This window comes from Nocardia tenerifensis NBRC 101015 (assembly GCF_000308715.1).
GTDB lineage: Bacteria > Actinomycetota > Actinomycetes > Mycobacteriales > Mycobacteriaceae > Nocardia > Nocardia tenerifensis.
Genome location: NZ_BAGH01000370.1, coordinates 1 through 24,710, shown reverse-complemented (window position 1 = coordinate 24,710; position 24,710 = coordinate 1). Strand labels below are relative to the sequence as shown.

At 69.6% G+C, this 24,710-nt stretch carries 18 protein-coding genes and 1 pseudogene; 10 read left to right on the top strand and 9 right to left on the bottom strand.

Going from position 1 to position 24,710, the window contains the following annotated elements:
* Positions 1 to 88 precede the first annotated feature (88 nt).
* The 4 genes and pseudogenes from ON39_RS29230 to ON39_RS29215 form a co-directional block, all read left to right on the top strand.
* Positions 89 to 943: a tryptophan 2,3-dioxygenase gene (locus ON39_RS29230; RefSeq protein WP_040739185.1), complete on the top strand. Its 855-nt coding sequence runs from the start codon at positions 89 to 91 to the stop codon at positions 941 to 943.
* 5 nt (positions 944 to 948) lie between these two features.
* Complete coding sequence (locus ON39_RS29225) at positions 949 to 2,184, top strand: kynureninase (RefSeq protein ID WP_040739184.1); 1,236 nt, start codon at positions 949 to 951, stop codon at positions 2,182 to 2,184.
* Complete coding sequence (locus ON39_RS29220) at positions 2,165 to 3,043, top strand: PaaX family transcriptional regulator (protein ID WP_040739183.1); 879 nt, start codon at positions 2,165 to 2,167, stop codon at positions 3,041 to 3,043. Before ON39_RS29225 ends, ON39_RS29220 begins: the two co-directional genes overlap by 20 nt.
* Before the next feature lie 206 nt (positions 3,044 to 3,249).
* Positions 3,250 to 9,375: pseudogene (locus ON39_RS29215) on the top strand (non-ribosomal peptide synthetase); the annotation flags it as partial.
* 35 nt (positions 9,376 to 9,410) lie between these two features.
* Here the strand turns inward: ON39_RS29215 and ON39_RS29210 are convergent.
* From ON39_RS29210 to ON39_RS29200, 3 genes are read right to left on the bottom strand one after another with little or no spacing between them, the layout of a single operon-like run.
* The gene (locus ON39_RS29210; protein WP_040739182.1) at positions 9,411 to 10,292 is read right to left on the bottom strand and encodes a 5-oxoprolinase subunit C family protein; all 882 of its coding nucleotides are present in this window, start codon (positions 10,290 to 10,292) and stop codon (positions 9,411 to 9,413) included.
* Positions 10,289 to 10,948 (bottom strand): 5-oxoprolinase subunit B family protein, encoded by a 660-nt coding sequence (locus tag ON39_RS29205; protein ID WP_083894760.1) that lies wholly within the window; start codon positions 10,946 to 10,948, stop codon positions 10,289 to 10,291. Before ON39_RS29205 ends, ON39_RS29210 begins: the two co-directional genes overlap by 4 nt.
* A gap of 10 nt (positions 10,949 to 10,958) precedes the next feature.
* Positions 10,959 to 12,236 carry an MFS transporter gene (locus ON39_RS29200; protein WP_040739181.1) on the bottom strand — a complete coding sequence of 426 codons (1,278 nt, stop codon included), beginning with the start codon at positions 12,234 to 12,236 and terminating at the stop codon, positions 10,959 to 10,961.
* Between the two features lie 157 nt (positions 12,237 to 12,393).
* Here ON39_RS29200 and ON39_RS29195 point away from each other — a divergent pair, with 157 nt between their 5' ends.
* Together ON39_RS29195 and ON39_RS29190 are read left to right on the top strand one after the other, a co-directional pair.
* Positions 12,394 to 13,092, top strand: a complete 699-nt coding sequence (locus ON39_RS29195; protein WP_040739178.1) for a GntR family transcriptional regulator — start codon at positions 12,394 to 12,396, stop codon at positions 13,090 to 13,092.
* 177 nt (positions 13,093 to 13,269) lie between these two features.
* Positions 13,270 to 14,157 (top strand): class I SAM-dependent methyltransferase, encoded by an 888-nt coding sequence (locus ON39_RS29190; RefSeq protein WP_040739200.1) that lies wholly within the window; start codon positions 13,270 to 13,272, stop codon positions 14,155 to 14,157.
* A 41-nt stretch (positions 14,158 to 14,198) separates the two neighbouring features.
* Here the strand turns inward: ON39_RS29190 and ON39_RS29185 are convergent, their stop codons facing one another.
* Positions 14,199 to 14,864, bottom strand: a complete 666-nt coding sequence (locus ON39_RS29185; RefSeq protein WP_246003044.1) for a maleylpyruvate isomerase family mycothiol-dependent enzyme — start codon at positions 14,862 to 14,864, stop codon at positions 14,199 to 14,201.
* Positions 14,865 to 14,933: 69 nt separating this feature from the next.
* Here ON39_RS29185 and ON39_RS29180 point away from each other — a divergent pair, with 69 nt between their 5' ends.
* On the top strand, positions 14,934 to 15,848 hold the full coding sequence (locus ON39_RS29180) for a MerR family transcriptional regulator (protein ID WP_040739177.1): 915 nt from the start codon (positions 14,934 to 14,936) through the stop codon (positions 15,846 to 15,848).
* A gap of 55 nt (positions 15,849 to 15,903) precedes the next feature.
* Here the strand turns inward: ON39_RS29180 and ON39_RS29175 are convergent, their stop codons facing one another.
* Positions 15,904 to 16,848, bottom strand: coding sequence for a maleylpyruvate isomerase family mycothiol-dependent enzyme (locus tag ON39_RS29175; protein ID WP_083894759.1), 945 nt, complete (start codon positions 16,846 to 16,848; stop codon positions 15,904 to 15,906).
* A 60-nt stretch (positions 16,849 to 16,908) separates the two neighbouring features.
* Here ON39_RS29175 and ON39_RS29170 point away from each other — a divergent pair, with 60 nt between their 5' ends.
* A complete protein-coding gene (locus ON39_RS29170) occupies positions 16,909 to 17,439 on the top strand; it encodes an RrF2 family transcriptional regulator (protein WP_246003043.1) in 531 nt (176 codons plus the stop codon).
* 84 nt (positions 17,440 to 17,523) lie between these two features.
* Positions 17,524 to 17,967, top strand: a complete 444-nt coding sequence (locus ON39_RS29165; RefSeq protein WP_246003042.1) for a carboxymuconolactone decarboxylase family protein — start codon at positions 17,524 to 17,526, stop codon at positions 17,965 to 17,967.
* A gap of 225 nt (positions 17,968 to 18,192) precedes the next feature.
* Here ON39_RS29165 and ON39_RS29160 read toward each other — a convergent pair whose 3' ends face one another.
* Positions 18,193 to 18,567: a DUF4186 domain-containing protein gene (locus ON39_RS29160; protein ID WP_040739174.1), complete on the bottom strand. Its 375-nt coding sequence runs from the start codon at positions 18,565 to 18,567 to the stop codon at positions 18,193 to 18,195.
* A gap of 271 nt (positions 18,568 to 18,838) precedes the next feature.
* The gene (locus ON39_RS29155) at positions 18,839 to 19,441 is read right to left on the bottom strand and encodes a dihydrofolate reductase family protein (protein WP_040739173.1); all 603 of its coding nucleotides are present in this window, start codon (positions 19,439 to 19,441) and stop codon (positions 18,839 to 18,841) included.
* Positions 19,442 to 19,716: 275 nt separating this feature from the next.
* Here ON39_RS29155 and ON39_RS29150 point away from each other — a divergent pair, with 275 nt between their 5' ends.
* Positions 19,717 to 20,136: a hypothetical protein gene (locus ON39_RS29150; RefSeq protein ID WP_146251235.1), complete on the top strand. Its 420-nt coding sequence runs from the start codon at positions 19,717 to 19,719 to the stop codon at positions 20,134 to 20,136.
* A 69-nt stretch (positions 20,137 to 20,205) separates the two neighbouring features.
* On the opposite strand, the gene ON39_RS29145 is transcribed toward ON39_RS29150, so the two are convergent.
* A complete protein-coding gene (locus tag ON39_RS29145) occupies positions 20,206 to 21,444 on the bottom strand; it encodes a multidrug effflux MFS transporter (protein ID WP_051187291.1) in 1,239 nt (412 codons plus the stop codon).
* 76 nt (positions 21,445 to 21,520) lie between these two features.
* Positions 21,521 to 24,710 (bottom strand): type I polyketide synthase (locus tag ON39_RS29140; RefSeq protein WP_040739171.1); only part of this gene is annotated, 3,190 nt, incomplete at its 5' end.

Below are 24,710 nucleotides of genomic sequence, written 5' to 3'. Positions count from 1 at the left end.
CATGTGCCCAACCATGACACTTAGCTGGCGTACGTCACGATCATGTCATATCGTCGGGGTAAGCAGCACCCAACCGAGGGGATTTCGCATGACCGTCGAGCACAACACCCGCGCCCTCGAACACGACATCGTCACCGACTTCAGCTCGCGCCTGAGCTACGGCGGCTACCTCGACCTGGACACCCTGCTCAGCGCCCAGCACCCGGTCAGCAAGCCCGCGCACCACGACGAGCTGCTGTTCATCATCCAGCACCAGACCACCGAGCTCTGGCTCAAACTGGTCCTGCACGAAACCCGCGCGGCGCGTGCGGCTTTCGAGGCCGACGACATCGGGGTCGCGCTGAAACGCATTGCGCGCGTGAAACATATCCAGAAGACGCTGACCGAGCAGTGGTCGGTGCTGGCGACCCTGACGCCGACCGAGTACGCCCAGTTCCGCGACGTGCTCGGCAACTCGTCGGGCTTCCAGTCCTATCAGTACCGCGCCGTGGAGTTCATTCTCGGCAACAAGAACGCCGGCATGCTGCGGGTGTTCGAGTCGGATCCGGTGGCGCACAAGGAGTTGCGGACCCTGCTGCACGAGCCGAGCCTGTACGACGCGTTCTGGCACTACGTCTCGCGCATCGGGCTCGACGTGCCGCGCTCGACGCTCGAGCGGGACGTCACGGCGGCCTACGTCCTCGATCCGGCGCTGCTGCCGCTGGTGAAATCGATTTACGATGCCCCCGAGGAGCATTGGTCGATCTACGAGACCTTCGAGGAGCTGGTCGACCTGGAGGAGAATTTCCAGCTGTGGCGCTTCCGGCACATGCGCACCGTGCTGCGCACCATCGGCACCAAGCGCGGCACCGGCGGCTCCAGCGGGGTCGGCTTCCTGCAACGCGCCCTCGACCTGACCTTCTTCCCCGAACTGTTCGCCGTACGCACCGAGATCGGACGCTGACCGACATGACCTACACCCAGGCCGACTTCGCCACGCGCGCAAAGGCTCTCGACGAGGCCGACCCGCTGCGCGACTACCCCGGCCGCTTCCTCGGCAGCGACGACCCGGAGATCGTCGCCTACCTCGACGGCAACTCGCTCGGCCGCCCCACCCGGGCGACCGCCGAGCGCATCGCCGCGTTCGTCACCGAGGCCTGGGGCGGCCGGCTCATCCGCGGCTGGGACGAGCAATGGTTCGACTTGCCGGTGACCATCGGCGACCGGATCGGCGCGACGGTGCTCGGCGCCGCGCCCGGCCAGACCACCATCGGCGACTCGACCACCGTGCTGCTGTACAAGATCGCGCGCGGCGCGCTCGCGCTGCGGCCGGGGCGCACCGAGATCGTGCTCGACCGGGACAACTTCCCCACCGACCGCTACCTGCTGGAGTCGATCGCGCGCGAGCTCGGCCTGACGCTGCGGTGGATCGAACCGGAGTTCACCGGCGGCGTCACCGCACGCGAGCTGGCCGAGGCGGTCTCCGAGCGCACCGCGCTCGTGGTGCTCAGTCACGTCGCCTACCGCTCCGGATATCTGCTCGACGCCCCCGCCCTCCGCGCCGTCGCCCATGACGTCGGCGCGTTGCTCCTGCTCGACCTGTGCCACTCGGCGGGCGCGGTGGAGCTCGAACTCGATTCCTGGGCAGTTGATTTCGCGGTGGGCTGCACCTACAAGTACCTCAACGGCGGTCCCGGCGCGCCCGCGTTCGCCTACGTCCGCGCGGAGCACCTCGCCGACTTCACGCAGCCGATCTGGGGGTGGATGGGGCGGGAGAGCCCGTTCGAGATGGCGCAGGGATACGTTCCGGCACAGGGCATCCGGCGGGTGATCAGCGGAACGCCCGCGATCATCGGCATGCTGCCGATCCAGGACACTCTCGACCTGATCGAGGAGGCCGGCATGGCGGCCGTGCGGGCGAAGTCGGTCGCGCTCACCGGGTTCGCGCTCGACCTCGTCGCGCACTGGCTCGCGCCCCTCGGCGTCGAGGTCTCCTCGCCCGCCGACCCGGCCCGCCGCGGCGGGCACGTGACGATCGATCACCCGCGGTTCAAGGAGATCACCGCGCGGCTCTGGCAACGCGGCGTCATCCCGGATTTCCGTCCGCCCCAGGGCATCCGGATCGGCTTGAGCCCGCTCAGCACCACCTACGCCGAGGTACTCGCCGGGGTCGCGGCGATCCGCGATGAACTCGCCGCGCGCTGATCTCGCGGGCGCCGTCCTCGACGACATCGATTCGCGGCCGGGCAGCGCCACCTCGCTCGCCCGGACCGTGCTCGGCGCCTACGTCCGCGATCTCGGCGGCTGGATCGCCATCGCCGATTTCAGCGCCCTGCTGGCCGGGCTCGGCGTGCCCGAGCAGAGCGCGCGGACGGCGGTCACCCGGCTCAAGGGCAAGGGCGTGCTCGACGCCGAAACCCGCGGCGGGCGCAGCGGATACCGGATCACCGACGCCGCCGAGGCCATGTACACCCGCGGCGACCCGCGCATCTTCGGCTTCCGCCAGATGACCGACGGTGAGGCCTGGCACCTGATCTCGTTCGGCATCCCCGAATCCCAGCGGGCCGCACGGCATCAGCTGCGCCGCCGGTTGTCCTCGATCGGCTGCGGCACCGTCTCGGCGGGCCTGTGGATCTGCCCGCACTACCTCGCGGCGGAGGCGTCCTCGATCGTCTCCGCGCTCGGACTCGACGAGTACGTGACCTCTTTTCGCGCAACGGAACTCACGGTGCCGGGCACCCCGCGCGAGGCGGCGGCGCAGTGGTGGGACCTGCCCGCCCTCGCCGCCCGCCACCGCGCCTTCCTGGATCATCACCGCGACGTCCTCACCCTCGACGACCTCACCGACCGAGCCGCCTTCGATCGGTTCGTCCCGCTGCTCGATGAGTGGCGCGTCATCCCCTATCTCGACCCCGGCCTCCCGGACCAGATGCTGCCGCCGGACTGGCCGGGCCTGGACAGCGTGCGGCTGTTCGCCGACGCGCAGCGGCGTTGCCTGGAACCGAGCCGCCGCTGGGTGCGCGCGTGTATTACGGGCGATAGCCAACGGATGTTGATCCGTTGAATTCCGAAATCTCTTGCCGGTCAATGTCGTAAAGTGTGGCTCCGCGCCGGGCTTATGGGCGAGCACCTGCGCCTATGTCTGTTTTTCGATGTCACTTCGTATGGCGGGACCAGAGCTTGACCAGTGGTATTCACCGGACCCCCTCGTCCGTTCGTCGCGCACGCTCCCGCCGGACGTCGGCGTCGCACTCACCGACGCTCGCCGCATTGCTCACCGCGGCGGTGGAGCGCAATCCCGACGGCGTCGCGGCGGTGTGCGGTGACAGCCACATCACCTACCGCGACCTCGACGCACGCTCTTCGCAATTGGCGCGGGTGCTGCTCGGGATGGGGGCCGGGCCGGAGAGCTCGGTGGTGATCGCGCTGCCGCGGTCGATCGACTCGGTGCTCGCGGTGTGGGCCGTGGCCAAGACCGGCGCCGCGTTCGTGCCGATCGATCCGAGCCTGCCGCGCAAGCGGTTCCACTTCCAGGCGACCGACTGCGCCGCCGAAATCGGGCTCACCGACGGCGAATACGCGCCCGCACTGCCCGACGGCGTGCGCTGGCTCGCCATCGATGACCCAGATTTCGCCGCGCGGATCGACGCGGCGGCGGCGAATCCCATCTCCTATATCGATCGCCCCGCGCTGCTGCGAATCTCCAACGCCGCCTATCTGATCTACACCTCCGGCTCGACGGGTCGCCCGAAAGGCGTGGCGGTCACGCACGCCGGCCTCGCGGCGTTCTGTGCCGAGCAGGTCAGCAGATACGCCCTCACACCGTCGGCGCGCACACTGCATTTCGCGTCGCCGAGCTTCGACGCCTCGGTGCTCGAACTGCTGCTGGCGATCGGCGCGGCGGCCACCATGGTTATCGTGCCGCCGACCGTGTACGGCGGCGCCGAGCTGGCGAGCCTCATCGCGCGGCAGCAGGTCAGCCATGCGTTCCTGACGCCCTCGGCCCTGGCCTCGCTGGAGCCGGCCGGGCTCGATCCGCTGCGCGTGGTGATCGTCGGCGGCGAAACCTGCCCCGCCCCACTGGTTCACCGCTGGGCGACGCCCGGCCGCCGCTTCTTCAACGGCTACGGCCCGACCGAGACCACCATCATGGTGTCCATCAGCTCCCCGCTGTCGCCGGACCGGCCGGTGACCATCGGGGCGGCGCTGTCGGGGATGAACTGCCGGGTGCTCGACCAGCGTCTGCGCCCGGTCGGGGTGGGAACCGCGGGCGAACTCTACGTATCCGGGCCAGGATTGGCGCGCGGCTACCACGATCGCCCCGGCCTGACGGCTCAGCGTTTTCTGGCCGACCCGCACGGTGCGCCGGGCGCTCGGATGTATCGCACCGGCGACCTCGTGCGCCGCGGCACCGACGGCGACCTCGAATACCTCGGCCGCACAGACGATCAGGTGAAGGTCCGCGGTTTCCGGATCGAGCTCGGCGAGATCGAGTCGGTGCTCGCGCTACAGCCGGGGGTGCGCGCCGCGGTCGCCGTCGACCGCAAGACCGCGGCGGGCGACACGGCTTTGGCGGCCTACGTCCAGCCGGAGCCGGACCGCGCGCTCGCGGCCGACGAGCTGGCGAACGCGCTGGCCCGCCGGCTGCCGCAGTACATGCTGCCCGCGTCGATCACCGTGATCGACCGCATACCGCTCACGCCCAACGGAAAAGCGGACCGGGCGGCGTTGCGCGCCCGCACGGTCGATCAGCTTCCCTGCCGGTCGCTGTCCGGGCCCGGCGAGGAGTTGATCGCGGAGGTCTTCGCGCGGGTGCTTGGGCAGCGTCAGTGGGGCGCGGACTCCGATTTCTTTGCCGCTGGCGGCAATTCGCTGCTCGCCACCCAGGTGGCCGCGCGGCTGAGCGAGACCTGGCAGGCCAAGATCCCGACCCGGCTGCTGTTCGACCATCCGACCGTCGGGGCGTTGGCGAAGGCGTTGCAGGCGCAGCGGTTCGACGAGGGCAGGCCCGCGCTGCTCGCCCGGCCGCGACCCGCGCGGATACCGCTGTCGCCGTCCCAGCTCCGGTTCTGGCTGCGCAATCAGTTCGACCCGGAGTCGTCGGTGGACAATATCGGCTTCGCCCTCACCATGTCCGGGGATCTCGACGTCGAGGTCCTGCGCGCGGCCTTCACCGATACCGTTGCACGCCACGAGATCCTGCGCACTACGTATCCCGCCGACGCCGCGGGGCCGCGTCAGCAGGCGGTCGAGACCGCCGAGGTCGTGGCGCGGTTCGCCGTCGAGGAGATGCCGACGGCCGAGCCCGGCGCGGTGGCCGAGCGGATTCGCGCCCTGCTCTGGCGCGGGTTCGACGTGTCGACCGAGGTGCCGCTGCGGGTTCGATTGCTGCGGACGCCAAGGGAGTACGTGCTGGTGTGCGCGGTGCACCACATCTGCGCCGACGGCTCCTCGCTCGCCCCGCTGGCGCGCGATATCGCGCTCGCCTACACCGCGCGGTCGGCGGGCACGGCTCCCGCCTGGCGGCCGCTGGAGATCCAGTACGCCGACTACGCCCTGTGGCAGCAGGAGCTGCTCGGCTCGCGCGACGACCCGAATTCCATGCTTTCCCAGCAGCTTTCCTACTGGACCACCGAGCTCGCCGGGCTGCCCGACGAGCTGGACCTGCCCGCCGATCGACCGCGGCCGAGCGTCGCGTCGCTGCGCGGGGCGGCCACCCAGCGACCGGCGCCCGCCGCCCTGCACCGCGAACTGCTCGCCGTCGCACGCGAACACAAGGCCACGCTGTTCATGGTGATGCGCTCGGCCCTGGCGGTGCTGCTGTCCCGGCTCTCCGGCAGCACCGACATCGCCATCGGCGTGCCGATGACCAATCGCGCCGAGGCGGCCCTCGACGATCTCGTCGGCATGTTCGTCAATACGACGGTCTCGCGGACCAGGATCGACCTCGGCGAGAGCTTCGCCGCCCTGCTCGATCGGACGCGCGATCGGGATCTGGTGAACTTCGCGCACTCCGAGGTGCCGTTCGAGCACGTCGTGGACGCGGTCAACCCCGTGCGCTCCCCGGGCCGACACCCGCTGTACCAGGTCGGTTTCGCGTTCCAGAACTTCGGCAAGGCCAGCCTCGAGCTCCCCGGGCTCACCTTCTCCGGGCTCGACATCGACACGCGCACGGCCAAAACGGATCTGCACATCGCGGTGGTGGACGAGCACGACGCCGACGGCGCGCCGGGTCCGATCATCATCCGGTTCAGCTACGCCACGGACCTTTTCGACGAGCCGACGGTGCGGCGATTCCTCGACGCCTACATCCGCGTCCTGCACGAGGTCGCCGCCGATCCGGCGGGCGCGGTCGGCGATATCGACCTGGTGCACCCGGACGAGCGGCGGCGGATCGAGTCCTGGTCGGCCGGAGCCGATCACGCGGTCGCCGACGAACCACTCGGCGCGGCCTTGCAGCGCAACGCCGAGGCCACGCCGGACGCCGTCGCGCTGGTCCGCGGCTCGGCGACGCTGACCTACGCGCAGCTGCGGGATCGGTGTAACCGGCTGGCGCGGTGGCTGATCGGGCAGGGCGTCGGCCCGGAGACGGTCGTGGCGGTGGCCATGCGCCGGTCCATCGATCAGGTCGTCGCGCTGTGCGCCATCGCCGAGGCGGGTGGCGCGTGGGTGCCCCTCGATCCGGACCATCCGGCCGAACGGATCGGCTACGTGCTGGAATCGGCCGCGCCGCAGTGCATCCTGACGACCAGTGCCGACTCGTTCACGGTCGCCGCGGCGCACGCCGTCGACACCCTGGACCTGACCGGGCTGGATTCCGCGCCGGTGCGCCGGGACGAGCGACTACTCCCGCTGCGCGGGGATCACCCCGCGTATGTCATCTACACCTCCGGCTCCACCGGCCGCCCCAAAGGCGTGGTGGTCAGTCACGAAGCGATCGTCAACCAACTGGAGTGGATGCTGCGCCGGTATGAAGTGACCGCCGCGGACGTCTATCTACAGAAGACCCCGGCAACCTTCGACGTATCCCTGTGGGGCTACTTCCTGCCGCTGCGCGCGGGCGCGCGGATGGTGCTGGCGGGACCGGACGAGCACCGGGATCCGGCGGCGCTGTGCGCCCTGATCTCCGAGCACAGTGTCACGCTCACCGATTTCGTGCCCACCATGCTCACCACCTTCGCCGGACACGCCACCGCCACCGAACTGGCTTCGCTGCGAGCCGTTTTCGTCATCGGCGAGGCGCTCGCGCCCGAGACCGCGCGGGCCTTCGACGCGATCTCCCGCGCGGAGGTGCACAACCTCTACGGCCCGACCGAGGCCGCCGTCAGCATGACCGAGCATCGCTTCGACCCCGCAGATCCCGCGCCCACGGTGCCGATCGGTGTGCCGGAGTGGAACTCGCGGGCCTTCGTCCTCGACGCCCGGCTGCGGCCGGTGCCCGTGGGCGCGGTCGGCGAACTCTACTTGGCCGGTGTCCAACTCGCCCGCGGCTATCGCGGCGCGACGGGGCTCACCGCGGGGCGCTTCGTCGCGAACCCGGCCGAGCGGGGCGCGCGCATGTACCGGACCGGGGACCTGGTGCGCTGGAGCACGCGCGGAACCCTGGAGTGCCTCGGACGCAGCGACTTCCAGGTGAAGGTGCGCGGGCACCGGATCGAGCTCGGCGATATCGAGACCGCGCTGCTCGCCGATCCCGCCGTGGGTCAGGCGGCGGTGGCGGTGCAGCCGTCCGACGGCGGTGATCGGCTCGTCGGGTACGTCGTCGCGGCGCCCGGCGCCGTCGCCGACCCGAATGTGCTGCGGCAGTCCGTCTCTCGCTCCTTGCCCGCCTACATGGTGCCGTCGGCGGTGGTGGTCCTCGACGCGCTGCCGACCAACACCAGCGGCAAGCTGGACCGCGCGGCGCTGCCCCAGCCGGTGTTCGCCTCGCGGGACGGCGTCGCCCCCGAGACCGAGCTGGAGCGGGCCATCGCCGAAGCCTTCGCCGAGGTCCTCGGCGTCTCACCGATCGGGGTGACCGACGACTTCTTCGAGCTCGGCGGCTCCTCGCTGATGGCTTTCACCCTGCACCAACGACTCTCGGCCCGGCTCGATCGCGCCGTGCCGATGTCGGCGCTGCTCGGCACGCCGACGGTGCGCGGGCTCGCGGCGCATCTGAGCGGTGCGCCGGTGCGGATCCGGGCGGCGACGCCGGGCGAGGACGCCGTCCTCGAGCCCGAGATCCACGGCCGCGATTGCCTGCCCGCGCACGCGGGTGCGCCACGCGAAGTCCTGCTGACCGGTGCGACCGGCTTCCTCGGCGCGCACCTGCTCCGAGAACTGTTGCGGCGCACCGACGCACGGGTCGTGTGCCTGGTTCGCGCGGACTCCCCGCACCAGGGCACGGATCGAATCCGACAGGCCCTGCACCGGTACCGGCTGTGGGACGACACCCTCGCGGCCCGGATCGTCGCCGTGCCAGGCGATCTCGGCGCGCCGCGGCTGGGATTGTCCGACGCCGACTACGACCGCCTGACCGACAGCGTCGATGTCGTCCTGCACAACGGCGCGCGGGTCAATCACATCGATCCGTACGCCCGGCTGCGCGCCGCCAATGTCGAGGGCACCCGGGACGTGCTCCGGCTGGCGACGACGCGACGGCTCAAGCCGGTGCATTTCGTCTCCACCCTGGGCGCCACCGTTCCCACGACGGCGGTGCCGGGGGTGATCGAGGAGAGTGTTCGGCTCCGCGTCGACCAACTGCCGGACAACGGTTACGTCACCTCCAAATGGGCTGCGGAGCAACTGGTTCGGCAGGCCGGCGAACGCGGCGTCCCCATCGGCGTCTACCGCCCGGGAACCATCTGCGGCGACCCGAACGTGGGCGTGAACAGCGCCGGCGACTCGTTCTGGAACATGATCCGCGCCGCCGCGATCCTGGGGCTCGCCCCGGACGTCGGCGACGCGGCGGTCTCCCTCGTGCCGGTCACCTACGTGGCCCGCGCGATCGTCGATCTCGTCGTCCTGCCACGGTCGGAGACCGTGTACCACCTGGTCAACAAGGCTTCGGTGACGGTGGGCGACATCTTCACATGCCTGCGCTATCACGGCCTGCCGGTGACCATCGCCCCGCTCGACAGGGTGCGCGCGGCCCTCGCCGAGGAGTCTCGGCGCCGCAATGCCGCCGGCGACGACTCCCTGGTCCGCGCGGCACTGCTGAGCGAGAACTACCTGGGCTCAGGGCATCTCGACTGGAGCGACGCGCACACCCGAGAAGCCCTCGCCGACACCGGAATCGAGTGCCCGCCGATCACCGAGGCGGCACTCGACGCGTACATCCGGGAGTTCATCACCTCCGGCTTCCTGCCGTCGGGGCCCACTCCCGGTGCGGTGCTGCGCCCCGCCGACGCGGGTTGAGCACTGCGCCGGAGTCACTTCGACACCGGCCGGCGCTACGCCGGACGAAACCGCACGTGCTGCCCCGGCCGCAACTGCGCGAGCAGATCGACATCGGCCGTGACGACGGCCCCGATCACCGGATACCCGCCGGTGATCGGGTGATCGGCGAGGAACACCACCGGCTCGCCGCTCGGCTGCACCTGGATGGCGCCGAGCGGCATGCCCTCGGTCGGCAGTTCCTTGTCGTTGATCCGGGTCAGCGGCGCCTCGTCGCCGGCGCGCGACAACCGCACGCCGACGCGGTCGGCCCGGTCGGTCATCTCCCAGACACCCGCGAACAGTGACCGCGGCTCGGTGAACCAGTCGTCGCGCGGCCCAAGCAGCACCCGCGCGGTGACCACGCCTGTATTCATCGAACGGACCGGCGCCACAGCGACATTCGGCCACGGATAGCCCTCCGCCGCGCCGACGCCGAGTTCCGCGCCCTCGGTCAGCGGCTCCGGCCCGAGCCCCGCGAGGGTGTCCCTGCTGCGGGAGCCGAGCACCTCCTCGACGGCGATGCCGCCGCGCACCGCGACGTAGGTGCGCAGCCCGGCGGCGGCCATGCCCAGCTTCAACCGCTGCCCGGCGTGCAGGGCGAGCACCGAGGCGGTGGCCTGGGCGACGCCGTCCACGGTGATCGGCGCGTCGGCGCCGGTGACCGCGAGCAGCACCGGCGCGTCGGCCACGAGTTCCAGTCCGCCGAGCAGGGTTTCGATGCCCGCGGCGTCCTCGGGGTTGCCGACCAATCGATTCGCCAGCTTCAGGGAACCACGGTCGGCCGCACCGGAGACGCCGACGCCGACCGAGAACCAGCCGGGCCGGCCGAGGTCCTGGATGGTGCTGAGCGGACCGGCATTCAGGACGCGCAGGGTCGCGCGCCGCGTCGGGCTCATTCGCTCGCCTCCTCGGTGAACCGGACCAGGGTGCCGGGGCGCAGCAGGGACGGCTCGGCTCGGCCGAGGTCCCACATCTGGACGTCGGTGGTGCCGATGAGCTGCCAGCCGCCGGGGGAACGTCGAGGATAGACGGCGCTGTACCCGTCGGCCAAGGCGACCGAGCCCGCGGGCACCGAGGTTCGCGACTGCGCGCGGCGCGGCACGGCCAAACCGGAGTCGCTCGCCTCCAGATACCCGAAGCCAGGCGCGAATCCGAGGAAGGAGCATCGCCACACGGCGCCGGTGTGCGCGGCGATCACCGCGCGCACCGACATACCGAGCTGTGCCGCAACGGCTTCGAGGTCCGGCCCGTCATACCGGACCGGGACGACGCGCACGGCGTCGGGCTCCGGCTCCGCCGGTCCCGCACCGCGCGTCCGCCGGAATAGTTGCCGCAGAGCGTCTTCCACGGCCCGGCGGTCGGCCGTCTCGGCCATGGTGACCAGGACCGTCTGCGCGGCGGGCAGCACATCGTCGACGCCCGACGGCACTTCCCGCCGGAGCAGGTCGATGAACGCGACCAGGTCGGCGTGCTCGTCGGGCGCGACGAGCACCGAACGGTCCCCTGCGGGCAGGATCCGCAGCGGCGGCGCGGGCACGGTGATCGCGGACATCGACCCTCCTTCAGGCCAGTTCGCGGCCGCGGGTCTCCGGCAGGCCGAACAGCGCGATCACGGCGAGGACGTAGCCGAAGGCGCCGAACATCATGGCGCCGGCCAGGCCGAGCGTCGTGGAGGCCAAAAACCCGACCACGGTGGGGAATATCGCGCCGACGCCGCGGCCGAAGTTGTAGGTGAAGCCCTGCCCGGTGCCGCGGGAGGCGGTCGGGTACAGCTCGGAGAGGAACGAGCCGAAGCTGGAAAAGATGGCGGCGGTGCAGAATCCGAGCGGGAAGCCGAGGATCAGCACCGTGGTGTCGGCCCCCTCCGGCACCTGGATGTAGGCGATCATGAACGCGACCGACAACGCGGCGAACAGCTGGATGGTGCGCTTGCGCCCGATGCGGTCGGCCAGGATGCCGCCGGTGACGTACCCCAGGAACGCGCCGCCGATCAGCATGAACAGATATCCGCCGGTGCCAACGACATTCAGGTGCCGACTCTTCTTCAGGTAGGTCGGCAGCCACGTGGCGAGGGTGTAGTAGCCGCCCTGGACGCCGGTGGCGAGCAGCGAGGCGAACAGCGTGGTGGGCAGCAGGTCGCGCCGGAAGATCGACGCGAAAGATCCCGCCCGCTTGCCCGCCGATTCCCGCCGCTGCGTGACGCTTTCGGAGTCGGTCAGGTTGCGCCGGACCCAGATGATCAGCAACGCGGGCAGCGCGCCGGTCCAGAACAGCACCCGCCAGGCCAGATCCTCACTGATGAACTGGAACACCAAGGTGTAGACCAGAACGGCCAGGCCCCAGCCGACCGCCCACGCGCTCTGCACGTAGGCCACCGTCCGGCCTCGGTATTTGGTCTGCGCGTACTCGGCGACCAGGATCGCGCCGGCCGCCCACTCACCGCCGAAGCCGAGGCCCTGGAACGCCCGGAACACCAGCAGCGTCTCGAAGTTGGGCGCGAAGCCGCACAGCACCGTGAACAAGGTGTAGGTGGCGACGGTGAGTTGCAGGGTACGCACCCGCCCGATCTTGTCGGCGAGCACGCCGGCCAGCGCGCCGCCGAGCGCGGACACCAGCAGCGTCACCGTGGTGAGCAGGCCGGCCTTGCCCGAACTGATGACGAAATACGACGAGATGGCGCCGAGCGCCAGGGGAAGAACCTGGAAATCGTAGGCGTCCAGGCCGTAGCCGCCGAAGGCGCCGAGGAAGGCCTTTTTGCCTTTGGCACTCAGGGTGCGGAACCAGTCGAACGGTTGTGCTTTTTCGGCCGGATCCACCGGAAGGTCTGTGGAAAGGCTCATGGCTGCCTCGCAATGCTCGAGCTCAGGAGAGCGACGTACGTCACAGTAGCGTACGGATCGTTGAACGATTCTGCAATCCTAAAGTCGGATCGTCGGCTGGACGTGCGATTCCTGAGCTATGCTCGAACGGCAAAGCCACTGGTCCGCGGAGGTTGGGATGACGACACCGGTAGATCCCGTCTACACGGCACTTTCCGAACAGAAGGGTCTGCTCGCCCGGTCCAGTCGCAGTTCGCAGACCGCCGACATCTTGCGCGCAAGCATCCTGGACGGATCGCTGCGCCCCGGCACGCGCTTGTCCGAGCCGGATATCTGTGCGGCACTGGGGGTTTCGCGCAATACCCTGCGGGAGGCGTTCCGCTCGCTGATCGAGGAGCGCCTCGTCACCCACGAACTCAATCGCGGTGCGTTCGTGCGCATTCCGACCTCGGACGACGTCGCCGAGCTCTATCAGTGCCGCCGGGTGGTCGAGGGCGCGGCGGTGCGCGGATTCGACCGGGCCGATCGGGACGCGGACGAGCTCGCCGCCGCCCTCGACCGAGCGGATGCCTTTGCACGGGAGCAGGATTGGACCGGCGTCGGCACGGCCGACATCGACTTCCACAAGGCGATCGCCGCGCTCAATCGGAGCAGGCGGCTCGACCAGATGATGTCGAGCGTGTGGAACGAGCTGCGACTGGTCTTCCATGTGATGGCCGACCCGCTCACCTTCCACGAGCCCTACCTCGCCCGCAACCACGAGATCTACGAGGCGATGATCGACGGCCGCAGCGCCGAGGCGGAGAAGATGCTCGCCGACTACCTCCTCGACGCCGAGTCCCACATCCGCGCCGCGTACGCCCAGATCGTCGCCTGAAGGCGGTCTCCGCGCGCTCGACCGATGCGGAACTGACCAGTCGGTCGTAGGATGAATTCCGTTATCGCTCTACCCCTATCGACAGCAGCGCAATCGCCACGTCGGCAAGCGGGTCGTGTGCTCGGTCACCGGGTCTGCTTGCCGCACAGGTCATTCAAGGACTTCGAGGAGAGCATCATGCGTACCGAAGGTGACACCTGGGACATCGTCAGCAGCGTCGGGATGACCGCGCTCCAAGTCGCGGCAGGCCGGGCCGTCGAGGCGCAGCAGCCCGACGCCCTCGTCCGCGACGAATTCGCCGCGCTCTTCGTCGCGGCGGCGGGCGACCCGGACACGATCCGGCTCGTCAACGAGCCCGAGCAGTGGGACGAGCATCCATTGACCACGGGTTTCCTCGGTCTTCGCAGCAAGTTCTTCGACGACCTGTTCCGCGACGCGGCCGCGGACGGGGTACGACAGGCGGTGATCCTGGCCGCCGGGCTGGACGCGCGAGCCTACCGCCTCGACTGGCCAGCGGGCTCGGTCGTGTACGAGATCGACCAGCCGAAGGTGCTCGAGTTCAAAGGCCGGGTGCTCGACGAGGCGGGCGCCGCGCCGCGGGCCGACCGCCGCCCGGTCGCGGTCGACCTGCGCGACGACTGGCCGCGCGCGCTCACCGAGGCGGGTTTCGATCCGGCGGTGCCGACGGTGTGGTCGGCCGAGGGTCTGCTGATGTATCTGCCCGGCGCCGCGCAGGACGCGCTGTTCGCCAGGGTCGATCGGCTCTCCGCGCCCGGCAGCAGGCTCGCCGCCGACACCGTCGCCGGCGACATGGACTTCGAACGGATCCGCGACTTCCACGCGGAACACCCCACGCCCTTCGCGAATATCGACATCTCCTCGCTGCTGTACACCGACGACCGCGCGGATCCGGCCGAGTGGCTGACCGGCCAGGGGTGGCGCGCGGACACCCTACCGGCCGAGGGTCTGGCCGAGCGTTACGACCGGCCGCTGACCGAGGTGCTCGAGCCGTTCGCCCAGATGTTCAGCGGCATAAGGTATTTGACTGCGGTGAAGCCATCCTGAGCGAACGGACACGCGGGGCCGCCCTGGGCGCCCCCCAGAATTCACGCCCTGTTCGCGATCAAGGTGGCGGCCAAAGTGGCCGCGCCCGGGCCGCTCAGCTGCGAGGCCGCCGCGGTGCGGCCCGTGGCGAGCATCAGCAACGCGCCCGCGGTGCCCTCCACGAGCAGGCCGTCGCCCGCCGACCACTCGATATCGGTTGCCACCAAACGATATCCGGACAGGCGCTCGGCGATGCCGAACCGGTCGGCGGTCGCCCACACCCGCTCCAGGGACGCGCGCGCCGGGAGGGACGGCATCTCGCGGACCGCGCCGAGCGGGATCGCGATGTCCTGGACGTGCACCAGCATGTCGAGCAGCCGGTCGGTGGGGACGGTGCCCATCGGGAAGAAGCGCGACGGCACGCTGGCGCGTAGCTCCGCGTGCAGCTGGCGGGTGCCGGTGCGGTCCGCGTGCCGAATGGCGGTGTCGCGCAACGCCCGGTGCACGCTGCCGCGGGCGCGCACCAGGTTGACCAGAATCCAGCCGAGATTCGCGCGCGTGCACACCACCACGTGTGCGACCACGTCACGCACCCGCCAGTCCGCACAGAGGGATTGGCGGTCCCACTCCGCCTCGGTGCGGTCGGCGAGCAGTTCGGCCATGATCGCGCGCTCCGCGGCGACGGCGCGCCAGGTTTGCTCGGTCGTCATGGATTCGATCTGGTTCACGGTTCGACCCCTATCGTCAGAAGTTCCCACTACCGTAGGAACTCCACCCGAGTGGAGGTGCAAGCAGTTGTGACCGAGGACACACTTGGCGTCACGGTGAGCATCGGGGAGTTGTCGCGCCGCACCGGCGTACCCGTCCGGACCATCCGGTTCTATTGCGACAACGGCATTCTGGAGTCGCGGCGGAGCGGGGGCGGCCATCGGACCTTCTTCCCCGCCGCGGTCGACCGGCTGCTGCTGGTGCGCCGGCTGCGTGCCATGGGTTTGCCACTGGCCGCGATCAGCAATGTGCTCGACGGCAAGGAGACGATCGCCGAGGCCGCGGCCGCCGAACGCGCGGCCATCGACGCCGAGCTGGAGGCGCTGCGGTGGCGACGGGCCGCGCTGGCCGCCATCGAGAACGCGCCGCCCGACGAGCGCGCGGGCCGGCTGAAACTGCTTGCGGCCGTGCATGATCGCAGCGCGGTCATCGACAGCGTCGTCGCGTTCTGGCGACCCATTCTGCGTCCGCTGCCGCCGGAGGAGTTCGACTCGTTCATCGACATGAACGTGCCGCCGCTGCCGAACGAGCCCGCGCCCGACCAGGTCGTCGCCTACGCCGAGCTCGCAACCATGACCACCGACCCGCAGGTCAAAACGGCCATGACACACCAGATCTGGCGCTCGGACGGGAGCCGGATCAGCGATCGCCGCACCTTCGTGACGGCCGTGGCGAGCGCGTTCGAGGTCGCGGCGCCGGTCGTCGCCGCCCACGAAAGTCCCCGTCCCGGAGTGGAACTCGACCAGTTCGTGCACGCGCACGCCGCCGCGCGGAAGGAACGCGACACCCATCACTTCCGCCGCAGCCTGCTCGCCACCGGTACGACCGACACCGATCCCCGGATCCACCGATTCTGGCGGCTCACCGCCGACATCACCGGCAGCGAGACCACCGTGGGCGCCATCCACTACTGGCTGCTGGACGCGCTTCGGCAGACGGTGTGAGCGTTTCGAGTCCGCGGTTGTTCATCGTGACCTGCTCGGGCGCGAGACGCGGTGGTCAAGCAACTACCGCGAGCAGCATCGTCGCCGCCTCGATGAGTTCCGGGTCGCCGATCGAATCAGCGCGCTGACGCGCACTCTCGACGCTGATCCCACGACTTGCCAACCGCCACAATGTGTCCTGATCCATCCGCACAGTGGCGGCGGGCTCCTCGACGTCCGCGCCGACGAGTTCCCACTTCGCCCCGTCGGACACCGCAGCCCATCGACCGCCCGCAGGCCCGGTGACATCGAACCGCACAGCTGTTCCCGCCGGCCGCGCTCGGTCACCCAGGGCGACCGGCAATGCGTGCAGCAAGGTGACGAGTACCGGCCGCACCATCGAGACATCGTCCGCCCCCGGCCGAGACACCGCGTCACGAATCTGCTGCTGATGCATCCAGAACTCGGTGTACTCCCGGGCAAGATCGAGCCAGGCCGGACTGGTACCCGACCCTGCCCACGACACATCCAAATAGGCGGCCCCCGCGAGATCCGTTGCCGCCCACACCCGATCGAGCTCCGGCCCGAGATGCTCCAGCAGTTCGATCATCAACCGGGGACTGCACTGCCGCAGCCCCCGAACGAACTCCCCGTTCACCCGCCCCAAATAAACCGGCAGAGTCTCCCCCACCTCGAACCCCGCACCCCCGTACCCATCCCGCCCACCAGAGATCCGCCGCACATAGTCATTGAGAACATGCGCCGTCACATCATGAACATCCCACCCAGGACACACGGTAGGCCGCCCCCAGTCCCCCTCCTCCAGCGACCGAAGGAGCCCCAACAGCTCCTCCCGCTCCCGAGGAAACAGTGCCCGAGCATCAATAGGAATCACACCCCCAGTCAATATCCCCCACCCCCACCCCGCCACCCAATTCCCCGCCCGGCCGTTAGTCACGCAGGAAACTCGGACGATCCAAGTCGTCGTTCCTGCATGCAAGGCATCCCCAGCGCGGTGCATCGGGCCAGACAACGCAGCCACCCAGGCGTGTCCGAGGCGCGCGGTCCGTGGCATGTGCGAGTGCGACTTGATCGCGACCGCCTATTCTGGATGTGTACTATCCAAGATATGCAGATGGGTCAAGGTGTGGAGTGGGCGATTCACAGTTGCCTCAACCTCGCCTGGGTCGAGCCCGGGGAGGCTTGTTCGGCGGCGCAGCTCGCCGCCTTCTTCGCCCTGCCTGCGCCATACCTGAACAAGCAGTTGCAGGCGCTGGTGCGGGCGGGGATTCTCACCTCGACCTCGGGGCCGCGCGGCGGATTCCGGTTGGCGCGCGACCCGGACACGATCTCACTGCTCGATATCGTGACCGCGATCGAGGGCGCGCAGGAGGCGTTCCGATGCCAGCAGCTGCTGAAGAACACGCCGGGCGCCCGCAAGGATGTCGACTACCGCAAGGAATGCCTTGTCGCACAAGCGATGCGGCAGGCGGAGCTGGCATGGCGCCGGTCGCTGGCCGGGCAGACCATCGGTGACATCAAGACCGATGTCGAGAAGCGCGTTCCCGATACGCCCGAACTGACCCGAAGCCGGCTCGCCGAGCTGAGGTAAATCCCCCCGGCCCCACGACGGGGCTCGTTCACCCTGGATTCTGGATATTAGATATCAAGAAAGGCTGGAAACATGGAAGCGCGGATGCCCAACGTGTACAAGCTCGCCCGGGGCGGCTACCTCGGGCTGAAGGCCGTCGAGGACTCCCTCGCCGACAGTCGGCTGCCCCGAAACCTCTTGGAACTGCTACGAATTCGGGCCAGCCAGATCAACGGATGCTCGGTGTGCACCGACTTGCACTCGCATCGGGCACGCAAGGAAGGAGAGAGTGACGAGCGGCTGTGGTCCGTCGCGGCGTGGCGCGATACACCGTTCTTCTCCGACACCGAACGCGCGGCTCTGGCGTTGACCGAGGAGATGACCCGGGTCGCGGACGGTTCCGGCGGCGTCCCCGACGACGTGTGGAGGCAGGCCGCCGAGCACTTCGCCGAGGAGGACCTGGCCGCGCTCGTCATGGCCATCGCCTCGGTGAACGCCTGGAACCGAATCAATATCGCCACACGTCTGGTCGCCGGCAACTTCCGCTGACCCGCTACCGGCAGGCACGCGGCCCGCACAGTCACGGCGCGGGCCGCGTGCCCGTCACGTCGATGTGCAGCCGTGCCGGAATAAGTCTTCGCGCGTCCTCCACCTCGAGGTTACCGTATTCGATCACCGTCTCGCCAGATCGCACAGACCATGCGGCAACCGGCCGATCACCGAATACGCTTGCGGGACATACACATCCGTCGTCCCCTGACAGCACACCGCGTGTCACGGGGGTGGTTGGCCAGGGGCGTACTGCTTGACGATCCACCGGCAGATCGCTTCCACCACGTAAGCCCGCTCGGCATCGTCGAGCGCGCGTCCGGCGGGAATGCCATGCCAGCGCGCCAGGCAGGTGCGGCAGCATGTCGCGGTGGCGTGCTGAGCGACGAAGACGGGATGCCCGCGGTATGGCGTCTGCCGGCCGTCATTGAGCGGTTCGGCCGGAGCGAGCCTGCGGGCGATCAGGTCTTCGGCGTGCTTGCGGACGGTCGTGATCCCGCGCAGGTCGACCACCGCCCGGTCCCGGCCGCGGAGCCGGAACTTGGCGCGGAAATGGTGCTGACCGATACGGTCGAGCCGGTCGTCGAGTTCGTCGGTCATGGGTCCGAGATCGGCTCGGGTGCGGTGGGCGGGCGGTGCGCCGGCAACGCTAGCGACGATGACCGACCCGCTCGAACGGCACCACTCGGGCATCCTCCGGCGGCGACCGGCGTCGCTCTGATCGTCACGAAACCGACGCTACCAGCAAGGAACATCGCTGGTGACCGGCGGCCTCAGCCGACGACGCCGCCATGCCAGGAGGGCTACACGGCCCCGAACGACTGTCACGCGGCCACGAGCAGCATGCCTCGTTTCGCCCGGGAAGCGGAGGCTACTTGCGCACCATGTAGCGCAGATGGAGGACGCCGGGGTCTTCCAGCACGCGCACCAGGTCGAGTTCGGTGTGCTCGGCGGGTAGCCCGTCGAACAGGCGCCGGCCTCGGCCGAGCAGCACCGGCTGGAGCTGGATCTCGATCATGTCGAGAACACCGGCCTTCAGAGCTTCTTGGCCGGTGTAGGCGCCGTGCATCATCACGTCACGGCCGCCCGCGGCCCGCTTCGCCTGTGCCACACAGGAAGCGATGCCATCGGTGACGTATCGCACGCGCTCGTAGGGGTTTTCGGCCGGGGGCTGGTGCGTCGGCACGAAGATCGGCACCCCGTTGTGGTGATCCCCGCCCCAGTAACCCGCGAAATCCCCGGTTCGCTTGCCGGTGATCAGGGCGCCGGTCGCCATGGCCTCGTCGAACACCAGTCGGCTGTGCGGATGTACGGGGCGGATCGCGTCGAGCCCTTCCGCGTCCGGGTCGGCCCCACCGCCGAGCCAGCTCATCAGCCGCATCCCATCGGTGCCAGCGGGGTTCTCGGCGTTGTCGTCCGGGCCGGTGATGAACCCGTCGAGCGACATGGCCATGGTCAAGAAAACTCTCGACATTCCTCTTCTACTCTCCGCCACCGCATCGCATACGTCGGGTGGTGACTGTGCGAGAGAGGTTAGCTCATCGACTACTTCTCGACTGCTGGAATGTCACCGGCTGCCACCTACGCATGCTGCGCCTCGGACAGATGTGGAGCTGTTGTGAAGTTCTTGTGGTGGTACCCGAAATCGCCCGCGTGCGTTGCTATGTTGTATCCATCGGCGTCTGGCTGGGACATGACGGACGCGCACACCATTCGGGTTGATGCACAAGGCAATTGGAGTTCTCCACCATGCGTACGCAGAGCGATGTCGCAACACTCGGCCGCGGGGCGGTTCGCGGACTCGGCGTCGGCGCGCTCGGCGCACTCGGCGTGTTCGCCACGGTCGCACTGTACTTCCACGATGGGGGGTCCAAGGATCATACGTCGCTCGAGGTCGGCGACTGCTGGGACTACAGCACCCGGTTCGAAGAGAGCGTGCACGTAAAGCCTTGTTCGGAACCACATTACGGCGAAGTGATCCTCAGCGCTCAATGGTCCGGCACCACTGTGCGCGCGAACTTCTGCGAACAGCAGCTGAGCGTAATCCTCGCGAAGAACCGCGATGTGAGCCCCTACAGCGTCCCCACCAACACCATCCTGTGCGCGGTGACCTCGACCGATCACGCCGACACCCGAATCGGCGGCCTCACCGGCAAGGTCGATCGCTGACCCATATGCACTCCCACCGAGCAGCCAACGCCTGACAACCGTTCGCGAGATGTCAGATCCTGTGCGGGCTCACCGAACCCGCGCACTCCCGACGGCGGGTGCCGCGTGATCGGAGCGCGGCAGAGCACGCGTAACGATAGCGGCGGCCCCGGTCGCGACGATCATGCAGACGAGAATGATGATCGTCATGGCGACGCCCGGGTGACTGCGGGCGCCGACTCCCGTCACCGGAGCAAGAATGCCACCGATGACGAACTGCCCGACACCCATCAGCGCCGACGCACTACCCGCGATATCCGGGTAACGATTCATGGCCAAGGCCATGCTGTGCGGAAGGATGCCGCCGACGCTGGAGATGAGCAGAAACAGCCCGAAAAGCAGCAGCGGCAAGCCTAGGTCGGCCAGCACGGCAAGGGCGCTCCCCACAGCTCCGGCCAACCCGACGAACGTGGCGGAGGCGAGCAGCGTCCCGAGCGGCACCCGACGGCTGAGTCGCACACTGACCTGACTGACCAACAACATCCCGAAGGCGTTGATCCCCAACACGACTCCGAACATTCGCGGGCTGAGCCCATACCCCTGCTGGAGCACGAACGCGCTGCCGGAGATATAGGCGAACATCGCCGCGAAGGTGAAACCCGCGGTGACGGCGTAGCCGAGAAAGTCCGGATCGGTCAGCAGCCGCCGATACTGCCGGAGACTGCCCGCTACCCCACCGGATCGACGCCGCGCGGGCGGCAAGGTCTCGGGAAGCCAGCGCAGGCAGGCGCACAGCAGCACGACGCCGAGCGCGGCGATCATCCCGAACAACCCGCGCCAGTGCGTGATCGGCAGCAGCTCGGCCCCGACCAGCGGCGCGAGGGCCGGAGACACCCCGACGACCAGCAGGAGCATCGACAGGATGCGCGCCATGGCCGGACCGGCGGCGATATCGCGCACCGCCGCCCGGCCGATGACCATCCCGCCGGCCGCGGCGACGGCTTGCACCGCGCGTAACGCGATGAGCACCACCAGGTTCGGCGCGACCATGCACGCGAGCGAGGCGACCGTGTACACGACGACACAGACGAGTAGCGGAGCGCGCCGCCCGTAGGCGTCCGACAGCGGACCGAGCACCAACTGCCCGAGCGCCATGCCGATGATGGACGCGGTGAGCGTGGCCTGCACACCGCTGGCGTTCGTGTGCAGATCCGCCGTCATGGCCGGCAGCGCGGGCAGGTAGATGTCGATCGCGAACGGGCCGATGGCGGCCAGCCCGCCGAGCACTATCAGAAAGGCGAGCGAAGGCCGGGCGAGTGCGGTGGTCATAGTTCAATGTCCCTGTGCGATAAGTGGTACGCCCGCCCGCGGCGTATATACCCCGCGGGCGGGCGCGCTGCGACCCCTAGGACTGACTGCCGGCCAGCATCTCCGTCAGGTGATCGGCGATGGCGACCACGGTCGGCTGCTGCCAGAACACGGTGGCCTGCAGCTTGTGACCGAACCGCTTCTCCAGCTTCTTGCGGATCGTCACCGTCATCACCGAGTCGAGGCCCTGTTCGAGCAGCGGACGCCGCGGATGCAGGTCACTCGTTGCGGGCAAACGCATTTCGGCCGCGATGGTGCCGGTCACCTCCGCCGAGATCACCTCGCGCAACCGCTCGGGGGTCAGGCCGGTGAGCGAGAGCCCCGGCCCGGCCACCGCGCTCGACGCGGGATCGTCCTCGGCCGGACGGTCGATGATCGGATACACCATGCCGGTCACCCGCGCCACCACGGTGCCGTCGAGCTCGGCGATGAGCCCGTCGACGGTGTCGACGCGGTCCTTGTCCAACGCGACCTGGATGAGCGCCTCGGCCGGCGGGGCGCCCGTGATCGCCACGTGCTCGATCCGAACGACCATGCGCAGCACCGGATCTCCGGCGAAAGCCGCCGGTGCGATGGACATCACGGCATCGAGCAGCGGCGCCCAGGTGCTGCTGGATGCCGTGGCTACGCGGGTGCGCACCACATCGATCCCGTACTGCAGTTCCTCGACGGTCCACTCGAACCCGGTCTCCGGCACGCCGACGGCCGCCAGCCGCTGCCGGATCAGCCGCGGATCGACGGGCAGAAGTCGTTGCGCCGCAGGGTCGCCCAGACTCGAAGGCAAGGGCGTGCGCTCGGCCACCGTCGCCGCCTGCGCGTGGATCAGCCAGGCTGGGTCATCCGCGGGATCCTCGGCGGGCGTGCGCGAGGCGATGCGCAGCTCGCCCCGGTCCGGGTCGCCGACGACCTGGATCTCGCGGCTGCCGTCGGTGAGCAGCGGGTGCCGCATCTCGACGGCGGTCAGCTCGGCCTGCTGCCCGGCCTGCCGGAAGGTCTCGACAAGCACTGCGGCAGGGACGATCTCGGCTCCGTTCAGCGCGTGGCTGCCCGGGTAGGGACGGTTGTCGTCCGTCAGCACCGAGCGCCAGACCCGTAGCTCGCTGCCCGCGATGCCGGTCGGCGTGCCGAGCAGCGTGTGCGAGTCCACGTCGTGACCCGGTCCGGGCACCCGTCCGGCGGGTCCGGGCGCGTGCCACAGCCTGCGCCCCTGCCAGGCGTAGACGGGCAGATCGACCAGGTGGCCGGTCGGCTGCAACCGGGCCCAGTCGACCGACATGCCGCGGCAGTGCACGGCGCCGAGCGCGGCCAGGAACGTCTGCCGCTCAGGCAGATCCCGGCGCAGCGTGGTCCCGACGAACACGTCCTCGACCTCGCTCTCGCCGACCGTCTCCCGGATCGAGTGCGCCACCACCGGATGCGGCGAGACCTCGAGGAAGTCGCGGAAACCGTCGGCCAGCGCGGCCTCGACCGCCGCGGTCAGCCGAACGGGGTTGCGCAGGTTGGCGACCCAGTACTGCTCGTCCGTCGCGGGTTCGGATCTGGCGTCGGGCAGCGCGGTCGAGTACATCCGCACCGCGTGCGGCCGATAGTCCAGTGTCGCTCCGGCAGCGGCCAATTCGGCGAGCAACGGGTCCATGTGCGGGCTGTGGAAGGCGACATCGGAGGCGACCCGGCGGACGCCGACGCCGTCGGCGGGCCAGCGCTCGATCACCTCCTCGATCGCCGCGGGATCACCGGACAGCACGCACTGCAGCGGCGAGGAGGCGATCGCGGCGACGAGATCCGTTCGGCCGCTGAGCCGCTCGGCCGCCTCGTGCAACGGCATCGTCGCCATCACCATCGCGCCCTGCCCCGCCACCCGGCGCAGCAGGATCGAGCGACGGCAGATCAGCCGGGCGCCATCCTCGAGCGACAGCGCGCCGCTGGCGACCGCGGCGGCGATCTCGCCGACCGAGTGGCCGATGACGGCGGCGGGCGTCACGCCGTAGGACCGCCACACCGCGGCGAGGCCGACCTGCATCACGAAGATCATGGTCTGGATCCGGTCCACACCGTCGACCTGGTCGTCGATCAAAACCTGTCGCGGCGAGAACCCGATCTCCTCCAGGAAGATCGGCTCGATGGTGTCGACCACCGCTGCGAACTCCGGCTCCCCCAACATATCTCGGCCCATGCCGCGCCACTGCGACCCGTGCCCGGAGAAGACCCACACCGGTCCCTGCCCGGGTACGGCGACACCGGTCGCCACGCCCGGATCCGGACGATCGGCCGCCAGCTCGCGCAGCCGCGCGATCAGCTCACCCTCGTTCCGGGCCACGACGGCGGCATTGCGGGCGAGCCGCGACCGTCGCGCGGCCAGCGTGTGGCCGACCGACGCCAGCGAACCAGCGTGGTCGCTCAGCCAGTCGGCGAGCCGGTCGGCGTTCGCCCGCAGGGCGGCCTCGGACGCCGCGGAGAGCGGGAACAGCCGGTCCGTATCGTCGGGCTCGGCGACGGGCTCGGCGGACGACTCCGGCGCTTGCTCCAGCACCACGTGCGCCACGGTGCCGCCGTAACCGAAGCCGGACACCCCGGCCCGGCGCGGCCCGCTGCGCTCCGGCCACCGCGTGTGCTCGGTGACCAACCGTATTTCGCCTCTGTCCCAAGGAATTTCGGGGTTGAGCTCGGTCACCAGCGGGCTGCGCGGAATCTCCGCACGATGCAGGGCCAGCACGGCCTTGATCACGCTCGCCACCCCGGCGGCCCCTTCGAGATGGCCGATATTGGCCTTGACCGAGCCGATCAGACAGGGGTCGCCGGCCGGGCGGCCCGACCCGTACACCTCGGCGAGGGCCGCCGCCTCCATCGGGTCGCCGAGCCGGGTACCGGTGCCGTGCGCCTCGACGAAATCCACACTGGCCGGGTCGATTCCGGCGTGCGCGCAGGCCCGCCGCATGACGTGCGCCTGCGCCTCGCCGCACGGCGCCATGATGCCGTTGGTCCGGCCGTCCTGGTTGACCGAGCTGCCGCGGACGAGCGCGAGCACCTGGTCGCCGTCGCGCCGCGCGTCGGCGAGCCTGCGCAGCACCACGACACCGCACCCCTCGCCGCGCCCGTACCCGTCCGCAGCGGCGTCGAACGCCTTGCTGCGCCCGTCCGGCGCGAGCGCGCCCGCCGCGTCCAGCGTGAGGGTCTGCCCCGGCGTCACCACCAGGTTGACCCCGCCGACGATGGCCACCTCGCACTCG

What these genes read in the sequence shown, in the direction of transcription:
- ON39_RS29175 (WP_083894759.1), bottom strand. Translation starts at nt 16,848, where the DNA reads ATGCACCGCGCTGGGGATGCCTTGCATGCAGGAACGACGACTTGGATC.
- ON39_RS29195 (WP_040739178.1), top strand. Translation starts at nt 12,394, where the DNA reads ATGACGACACCGGTAGATCCCGTCTACACGGCACTTTCCGAACAGAAG.
- ON39_RS29200 (WP_040739181.1), bottom strand. Translation starts at nt 12,236, where the DNA reads ATGAGCCTTTCCACAGACCTTCCGGTGGATCCGGCCGAAAAAGCACAA.
- ON39_RS29155 (WP_040739173.1), bottom strand. Translation starts at nt 19,441, where the DNA reads ATGTCGAGAGTTTTCTTGACCATGGCCATGTCGCTCGACGGGTTCATC.
- ON39_RS29220 (WP_040739183.1), top strand. Translation starts at nt 2,165, where the DNA reads ATGAACTCGCCGCGCGCTGATCTCGCGGGCGCCGTCCTCGACGACATC.
- ON39_RS29225 (WP_040739184.1), top strand. Translation starts at nt 949, where the DNA reads ATGACCTACACCCAGGCCGACTTCGCCACGCGCGCAAAGGCTCTCGAC.
- ON39_RS29205 (WP_083894760.1), bottom strand. Translation starts at nt 10,948, where the DNA reads ATGTCCGCGATCACCGTGCCCGCGCCGCCGCTGCGGATCCTGCCCGCA.
- ON39_RS29165 (WP_246003042.1), top strand. Translation starts at nt 17,524, where the DNA reads ATGCCCAACGTGTACAAGCTCGCCCGGGGCGGCTACCTCGGGCTGAAG.
- ON39_RS29145 (WP_051187291.1), bottom strand. Translation starts at nt 21,444, where the DNA reads ATGACCACCGCACTCGCCCGGCCTTCGCTCGCCTTTCTGATAGTGCTC.
- ON39_RS29230 (WP_040739185.1), top strand. Translation starts at nt 89, where the DNA reads ATGACCGTCGAGCACAACACCCGCGCCCTCGAACACGACATCGTCACC.
- ON39_RS29160 (WP_040739174.1), bottom strand. Translation starts at nt 18,567, where the DNA reads ATGACCGACGAACTCGACGACCGGCTCGACCGTATCGGTCAGCACCAT.
- ON39_RS29150 (WP_146251235.1), top strand. Translation starts at nt 19,717, where the DNA reads ATGCGTACGCAGAGCGATGTCGCAACACTCGGCCGCGGGGCGGTTCGC.
- ON39_RS29190 (WP_040739200.1), top strand. Translation starts at nt 13,270, where the DNA reads ATGCGTACCGAAGGTGACACCTGGGACATCGTCAGCAGCGTCGGGATG.
- ON39_RS29210 (WP_040739182.1), bottom strand. Translation starts at nt 10,292, where the DNA reads ATGAGCCCGACGCGGCGCGCGACCCTGCGCGTCCTGAATGCCGGTCCG.